The sequence below is a fragment of the Bacillus sp. OTU2372 genome, from assembly GCF_038440275.1.
GTDB lineage: Bacteria > Bacillota > Bacilli > Bacillales > Cytobacillaceae > Neobacillus > Neobacillus bataviensis_B.
In genome coordinates this window covers 1-7,910 of the sequence record NZ_JASATK010000052.1, presented here as the reverse complement: position 1 = coordinate 7,910, position 7,910 = coordinate 1, and the positions used below count along the sequence as shown (strand labels likewise).

General features: G+C 34.8%; 8 protein-coding genes and 1 pseudogene. 3 read left to right on the top strand and 6 right to left on the bottom strand.

Annotated features, from left to right (window positions below; translation table 11 throughout):
• Window positions 1–36: 36 nt before the first annotated feature.
• From AAHB15_RS29715 to AAHB15_RS29705, 3 genes are all read right to left on the bottom strand, one after another.
• The gene (locus AAHB15_RS29715; protein ID WP_342043880.1) at window positions 37–549 is read right to left on the bottom strand and encodes a GNAT family N-acetyltransferase; all 513 of its coding nucleotides are present in this window, start codon (window positions 547–549) and stop codon (window positions 37–39) included.
• 152 nt (window positions 550–701) lie between these two features.
• Window positions 702–1,169: a UPF0158 family protein gene (locus tag AAHB15_RS29710; RefSeq protein ID WP_342043879.1), complete on the bottom strand. Its 468-nt coding sequence runs from the start codon at window positions 1,167–1,169 to the stop codon at window positions 702–704.
• 52 nt (window positions 1,170–1,221) lie between these two features.
• Window positions 1,222–1,842, bottom strand: coding sequence for a hypothetical protein (locus AAHB15_RS29705; RefSeq protein ID WP_342043878.1), 621 nt, complete (start codon window positions 1,840–1,842; stop codon window positions 1,222–1,224).
• 386 nt (window positions 1,843–2,228) lie between these two features.
• Here AAHB15_RS29705 and trmL point away from each other — a divergent pair, with 386 nt between their 5' ends.
• Both trmL and AAHB15_RS29695 read left to right on the top strand, forming a co-directional pair.
• Window positions 2,229–2,699 carry a tRNA (uridine(34)/cytosine(34)/5-carboxymethylaminomethyluridine(34)-2'-O)-methyltransferase TrmL gene (trmL, locus tag AAHB15_RS29700; protein WP_335574743.1) on the top strand — a complete coding sequence of 157 codons (471 nt, stop codon included), beginning with the start codon at window positions 2,229–2,231 and terminating at the stop codon, window positions 2,697–2,699.
• 231 nt (window positions 2,700–2,930) lie between these two features.
• Window positions 2,931–3,935 (top strand): DUF3231 family protein, encoded by a 1,005-nt coding sequence (locus AAHB15_RS29695; protein ID WP_342043877.1) that lies wholly within the window; start codon window positions 2,931–2,933, stop codon window positions 3,933–3,935.
• A gap of 491 nt (window positions 3,936–4,426) precedes the next feature.
• Here the strand turns inward: AAHB15_RS29695 and AAHB15_RS29690 are convergent.
• Window positions 4,427–5,677: pseudogene (locus tag AAHB15_RS29690) on the bottom strand (IS110 family transposase).
• 315 nt (window positions 5,678–5,992) lie between these two features.
• On the opposite strand from AAHB15_RS29690, the gene AAHB15_RS29685 reads away from it, so the two are divergent.
• Window positions 5,993–6,169 (top strand): hypothetical protein, encoded by a 177-nt coding sequence (locus tag AAHB15_RS29685; protein ID WP_335574745.1) that lies wholly within the window; start codon window positions 5,993–5,995, stop codon window positions 6,167–6,169.
• Between the two features lie 140 nt (window positions 6,170–6,309).
• Here AAHB15_RS29685 and AAHB15_RS29680 read toward each other — a convergent pair whose 3' ends face one another.
• A complete protein-coding gene (locus tag AAHB15_RS29680) occupies window positions 6,310–6,693 on the bottom strand; it encodes a DUF1259 domain-containing protein (RefSeq protein WP_342043876.1) in 384 nt (127 codons plus the stop codon).
• Between the two features lie 632 nt (window positions 6,694–7,325).
• A complete protein-coding gene (locus AAHB15_RS29675) occupies window positions 7,326–7,451 on the bottom strand; it encodes a hypothetical protein (protein WP_261380768.1) in 126 nt (41 codons plus the stop codon).
• Between the last annotated feature and the right edge of the window lie 459 nt (window positions 7,452–7,910).

Below are 7,910 nucleotides of genomic sequence, written 5' to 3'. Positions count from 1 at the left end.
ACATTTCTTCACAAAGTATTTAATCTGAAAAATCATCTATTGTTCGATTAAGTTGTAACGCCAATTATTGCATTGCATTAAGTTTCCAGGAGGATATTCAAATTCGCACTCAGAGATAAATTGAAAGTCAAGTTTCCGACAAATTGAATTAGAAGCAGGATTATCAACAGATGGGAATGCGTAAATGTATTTAAATTTGTTCTCACTAGAAGCTTCTTCTATTGCTAGCTTTACTGCTTTTGTAGCTATTCCTTTCCCTTGATAGGAGGGTAGAACGCTCCATCCAGTTTCATATACACTTTCATTATTCCAAGTAGTTTGCCAATATCCTACAGAACCTACTGCTTTTAATTCTGGCAACAATATAATACTGAACATCCGTCCTCTATTACCAAGCTCAAGATATCGTTTATGTCGTTTCAAAATCTGCTCTTTACTTTCTGGACCTCCAAGATGCTGCATCATTTCTGGAGCGTTTATCCGAAAAAGTAAATCAAGGTCTTTAACTTCCCATGACTTTAACTGAATAATATGGTTACTTACTTCCAAATTTTCTTCATCCCCTCACTACTTATTATTTACTCTTTCTTTACCAATGCTAAAAATCCTCTATTTATGATATTGTTGTTCAACTAACCTTCCTCTTTACTTCAATAAGAAAAGCTGTTTGCCAATTTGTTTAGCAACAACCTCCTGTCTTTCTATTCAATAAAATCTACCTCATTTTCCCGACACCATTCAATCGCAATTTGTTTAAAACACTCATCCCGGTATGAATACCATTTGTTTTCTATTCCAAAATCGATAATTTTGTCCTTAAATCTTCTAAAGGCACCTTTTCCCTTAATTGCCCTAGTTAGGGATTCCTGCTGTCGTTGATCACTTACAGTTAGGCAAAAGTTTTCCATTATCTCATATTCATTCACATCATATTTAGTAGGTAATTCTATATAATTTTCAAAGTTTTCAACCACATCAATTGCAACCATTCTATTCTCACGTTCCCATTCAGGTAAATGATCAAACGGTTGTTCGTCTTCAGCTGCTCTTAAGTCCTCTGTTGTCACTGACAATATCTCACCGGTTTTAATATTTAGTAATGAACGTGATTCTTCAATCTGCACTTCCATTTCGTCAATAATATCTTTCAATTTAACTTGAATACTCATTATTAGATCACCTTTTGATAATAATTTTATACGTATGCCCCCGTTAATTTAATTACATTTCCTCACAATCTAAACTATGATCCTCTTTCATTTTTCTCTTCTCAATCCCTATATAAATAATAATGCTTACAATCATTACATAATAGGTAATATTTTGTGCAATACCAACAATATCGCTCCAGCTGCTTTTACCATTTACGAATAACTGTAAGAACAACCCTAAAAGTAAAGTCAGTAGTGAAAATGGTGTTTTTTTTATTAAATATCCCACTATTCCACCAAGGATGCCTCCGATAGCTGATGCTCCATACCAAGTCGCATATGTCACTGCCTGTTCTTTAAGTGAAACTGATATGGCCGAATCCGTATAAAAATGTCCGATCACGAAGTAATACGTAATTGCAGAAATTGTATATATAGCTCCAAGTATCGAAGCATCCTTTATGTTATCTGCAAATAGGTAGCCGACAAACATTGCAACAATAAACCATATTGGTAAGGAATTAGTCATTACCGCCAGATATGAAATTATGAATTCGAAAACCGTTACACCATTATTTAAATCAGGTAGATTATCAGAGATAACTGAAAAAATGCCAACATTTAAACCAACCAATAGTGTAAAAATAATAAACCTTTTCCAGTTCTCTCTATATTCTAGCTTGTCCTTCAACTAAACACCGCCTTTACTAAGTATTGTAAACAATTAAATTAACGATACCATATTATTACATCAGATTTCTATTACTTGTTCTCTGCCCTATAGCTTAATCAGAACTGACGTTCAATTTCGTGAAACAGGTCCAATTCATCCCTACCACCTCAGGCACAGCTATGCAACCCATTTATTGAATAATGGTGCACCTCTCGATGTTATTCTTACCCGGATTTATACGCAACTAAGACAGGAATTTTATAGGAAGTATTTTTAGAAATAAAATAGCAAGGCAGTCGAGATGCGTTGCTTTTTTCACTCTTGCTCCCATAAGCGTAATTACATATCTTCACAATCTGTATGCTATAATTTGGAGGGTAAAATAAAGATAGAGGTGACCATTCTTGGCAATACATGTTGTACTATATCAACCTGAAATTCCGGCTAATACCGCAAATATCGCACGTACTTGTGCCGCAACGGAAACAGCCTTGCATTTAATCCGACCACTTGGCTTTTCAACAGATGAAAAGATGATAAAACAATCTGGTTTAGATTTCTGGCATCTTGTAAACATAACGTATTATGACTCATTAGATGACTTTTTTTCAAAAAATCAAGGTGAGTTTTACTATATTGAGACGTTTGGTGAAAAACCACATTCATCCTTTGATTTCAGTGATGTATCAAAAGAACATTATTTTATGTTTGGAAAAGAAACAACCGGTTTACCAAAAGATTTACTTAAAAAAAATAAAGATCACTTTTTGAGAATACCCATGAATGATAATATTCGATCACTGAACCTTTCAAATACAGCTGCTATTTTGGTATATGAGGCTTTGCGCCAGCAAGGATTTCCCAATTTAAAATAAAAAAATCTTCCGTCTTGGAAGATTTTTTTGTTTGATTTCCCATACAGAAATATTGTACTTATTAAAGTAAACTCCCCTGTTAATTGAAGAAGAAAAAGCGATCATCCGTAATGAAGTATCGCTACCCGTAGTTCAACAAGAAACTACTCAACTAATCATTTAAAAGGTTTAATTCCAAAGAAATGCATACCTTTTCTGTATTAGTAAAAAATACTAAAGAGGTGAGAACAATTGGAATATGATAATTTAAAACTTACATCTTCCGAAATAGGAACACTATGGGGGGAGTATGTAAACGGAACAATGACCGAGATCGTAAATAGGTATATGATTTCTATTTTGGAAGACGAATCAATAAAAAAAGTTTTTGAAATAGCCATTGAGACATGGGAAAAGCAAAAGAAGCAGCTTGTTTCCTTCATTGAGAAAGAGGGATTTCCAGTTCCCATCGGATTTACTGAGTCCGACCTTAATAAGAGTGCAGAGAGATTGTTTTCTGACACATTCTGCTTAAATTATTTACATATTATGACTATAAATGGTTTGTTGGGTCATACAACTGCTTTAAGTGTTTCTGTCAGAAAGGACTTACGGGAATTTTACAATTCATGTGATAATGATGCAAAAAGAATGTACGATTTAACCATTGAGTTATTGCTTAAAAAAGGAAAATTCCAAAGAGACCCCTATTTTTATCCAAACGAGAGCCCTGAATTTATTTCTACTAAAGATTTTGCAGATGGATTCTTCGGAAAAGGGAGACTTTTATCTGCTACAGAATTAATCAGTCTTTCTCTTAACATTAAAAAGAGCATTATGGCAAAAACTCTTTCAATCGGATTCAGTCAAGTCACTGAATCGAAAGAAGTAAGAAAGTTTTTTGAGGAATTAGAAAAAGCGGCAGATGAAAACATACAAGCCCTTTCAAAAATTATGCACAAGGATAATTTGCCAATTCCAATGTCGTGGGAATCAGAGGTTACAATGTCAAAAGACTCTCCTTTTTCAGATAAATTAATGATGTATCATATGGGTTTCTTGGTTCAAACTGCACAAGTATACTACGGGACAGGTCTAGCATCAGCCATGCGAACAGACCTAGGTATAGTTTATGAAAAAGCAATTCTAAAAGCATTAGCAATTACCAAAAACTGGTTTGATATTATGGTGAAAAACAAGTGGTTAGAACAGCCGCCACTTGCTCCCAATAGAAGAGAACTTGCAAAAGATAAATAAAATATACCCCTCATTAGTGAGGGGTATATTTTTAATTTAATGGATAATTCCAACCTAAAGTAGTTATTCCTTCTTCGACTCCCTCAGTTTAATACGATTTGCTCTCGAATGCTCGCTTATTCGCAGGATTTCATAACCTTACGGTTAGGTGAAACGGTAAATTGAATGAGTTCAGATCATTATGGCTTCGTGAAGACATAGTTAAATAGAGGAGTATGTAATTACTCCATATTTTACCATATTATGCACATACTCCACGCCGCCCCTGGAGGCTTTCCCTCCCATGTCTCAACGGTTCAATTGCCCTATCATTCCTTCGTTCATGCCTATCCAAGGGGTGGAGGCCAGTTTTGCTAACCTGATGGGTCCGAGCCCTTATGTTGAAGAAATCTGGTACTCCGTACATATTTGAAATCCTACGAATAAGCCAACATTCGATACTTATAGCTTAATATCCCCTTTGAGGAGAAGTGTTTAGAAACTATTATTTCTTATGCTGCCATGGAATTTAAAAGTTGTAATTTTGCTGGAGAATAGGATTCATTTCGTTTGGCTATTCCAACAAATATACGGGCAAGCTTTCCTATCAATTTCATAATTGATTTCATCTTCTTCATTTTTTTAACTTTAACATTATTGGAGTGAATCGCTTTGAATTCTGCGTTATTCATCACAAGGCTCATTGTCACCAAATAGAGGAATCTCCGTAATCTCGATCTTCCACGTTTAGAAATGGCGATTTGACCTTTTCACTACCTGAACTTGCCTCAGCTAGGTGCAATCCTGCATGGCGAAGTAAAGAATTTCCTTGAGAAAAACCGCTTAAATCACCAGCTTCACCTAATATGCAAGCTAAGGAAATCTCACTAATTCCCTTAATGGAAAGTAATTTCTTAGCGAAAGGGATTTTATTTAATGCATCAGTAACTTGTTCCTCAACTCTTTCAAGTTGTGTTACAGCTAAATCATATTCTTCTAATAATTGTCCCAAATGAAATTTATAAGCATCAAGTGCTTGTCTTGTGCCAACAGATTTCTTGGCTACCTGAAGAAGTAAAAGGGCCTTTTTTAATCCAGGTTGTCTCTTCATTATTGATTTCCAACCTTCTATAACCTCATGAGGCTGTAAATTCACCAATTCTAGGGGAGATGGAAATAGACGAAGGGTTGCGAATTGCCCCTTTAGCCTTAATATCTTTACACAATATCAACCCACCGATTTAATTGATTAATAGAGCTAACAAGTCGTTTAACGACTACATCACGGTTAGACATAAGAACCCTTAATTTTTCGAAAGGTTCTGATGTGTATCTAACCTCAGAGTAGTAACCGTTCTTCACCATATCAGCGATTACTAAAGCATCTTTTTTATCATTTTTTGATTGAGTATTATCACGATTTTCTTTATTCTTTTTTAATAAATTTTTGATTTACCGTTACTACTTCAATATTTTGATTTGAAAGCCATTTTAAAAGATTGATCCAGTAATGTCCAGTAGGTTCCATCCCAATTATAACTTCATCTAGGTTATTTAATTTTGAAGATTTTTAATCCATTTTAATAAACCAGCAAATCCTTCTTCATTATTTTGAATGTAAGTGGATCTCCGACAACAATTCTACGGAAATTAACAGCTCATGCTACATGAAATTTTTAAGCAATGTCCACACCGACAACGAGATGTTTAACGGAAATTCTTTCTATTAGTTGATCTTGTTTGTTTTGCATTTTAAACTTCATAGTAGGGTTCCTCCTAAAGTTGTGAGTTAGAGTGGTGTCTGTACTCATTTCTTTAGGAGGAACCCTATTTTTTTCAAAGTCGAAAAATAGCGATCTACAGGAATGCTAAACTGCCCAGTTAGTGCAATAAAATGGATTGCTATAGCAATCCTAATTTTCACCTCTTGCATCCGAGTTAGTTTAACAAACAACTTATTTTCATTGCATATAAAAATCGAACTGTGAATAAATAAATATTATTATCCTTTGGGATTATTTATTTTATTTTTCTTTTATCTTAAGGGCATCCATAAATAAAGCGCTGGAGGTTAACTAGTGAATGCATCATTAGCTATATTACCGATATTTTTAATTCTTATCTATTTAGCAGTAATTGGATTTACAATTTGGTTTGCTGTAAGCCTTATAAAAGCTCAAAAAGAACGAAATGATGTACTTAAAGAGATTTCAAGTAAGCTCGATGTTTTAAATAATAACAAAATAGGAGAGTGATATATACCAGATTTAACGAGAAACTCTCAACAACCAGGGACCGTCTATGACGGTCTTTCTTCTTTCACTAAACTGCCACGGTAGCTGAATAAGAAAAAAGAGCTGAAGATCAATTCATTGATTTTCAACTCTTACACCCGTTAACTCCTTAACGCTCTTCTAACCTTCCTTGCAAAAATTAAAGGATCGTCAACAGCTTCGATATTAACGTAAATCAAATTAGGATCATCAAAAAACCACTCATTGTGTACGGATGAAACTGTTATTCCTTGTTTAAGAATGGAAGCAACAAAATTCTCGACTTCTCTTTGTAAGAGTGCTACCCTACCTAAGCACAATGCTCGTCCAGTCAGATTATCCCTTGATTCAAATGAGAAAGAAGAGGTTACTCTGAAACGTTTTCCTAAAATTATTGCTTTTATTTCATTTCGATTTATGGTTGCCACGCATTTTCCACCCGCGAACCCTTCTTGCCCGCCGATAATTCTAGCAAACTCCTGACAAATTAATTCATCATTTGACACATCTATTCATCTCCTCCCTAGTATTACTAGGATATGAATAAATGAATAGATCTGAAACGGACATGCATCTATTTTAAAATATTAATAACGACTCTAAACTTACGCTACCCGTTAGCTAAAGTGAAAACCTTCACAATCCTTTTTTACCTTAACAAAATCTAATCACTTAATGTGTAGGGGCATATCAAAAAGATGCCTTCTTACTAGAGAAAAGCGACCGATTGTTGAATAGACTACTGCATAATGTATTCAAATTGTTCACTAACTCAAAATGAGTTTGTGAATTAGTCCAATTCGTTTTGGTATTCAGGCAAACAATTCTTATAAGTATCAATTTCATAAAGAACAGGATTTTTTCTATATCCTTGTAGTGTTATCTAGAATTCTTTCGAAATTTCGTCTTTTATATCAGTAAGTTTGTCCAAACTCCTTCAAGTAATTTGAATAAAATATATTGAGATTATTAAGGAGGTGAATTAAATGTCGAATCACAATAAAAAAAGACGCTTTAATCATGATGATCCTGCCAATGGAATGGCTTACGCTTACCCAGATGTTTCGATTACTAACTCAACGCAATTCATTGCGTCTGGACGCGTTGAGTACTTGTCAGCCTTTTGTCGCGACGACAATTACACTGTTACTCCTAATACGACTTGGACTAATAGCCGTGGAGTGTGCTTGATAACAAGGATCACCGCAACCGTTAGAACACCAGATGGAGATTTTGCAGCGACACCATATACTTCTTCTGGCACTTCATACAGCCAGTTTGCAATTATACAGACAGGAAGAAATCGGTTCGAAGTGACGCGTATTGTTACCTAAAAAGTATGGTAATCGGCTGATGTCCACTATGGGGGTTCAGCCGATATATGTTTTAAATTAGGAAATAGGCTGGATGGTATATCCAAATGTACATAATGACCGCTTAACGCTTGGATTTGTGGTTACTTCCGTACAGTCCGTTGTTCAAAGATAAGACATCTTATCTTTGAGAACTTCCAGCGTCATCGCAGGTTTTTCGAAGGATAAGACCGCCATGCCATAGGGTAGAACGTATATTATCTTGGATATGGGTTCGTTTTAGAATTATAATCCAATTTTAGAAAGTATCTCGGCCGTACCCCCTATTGTATTATTGAAAAAATGTATACTTGTTCTGTATATCTATTTTCTTCTCCGACTATCCTGCCCTTCGTATTATAAGGTCAGCA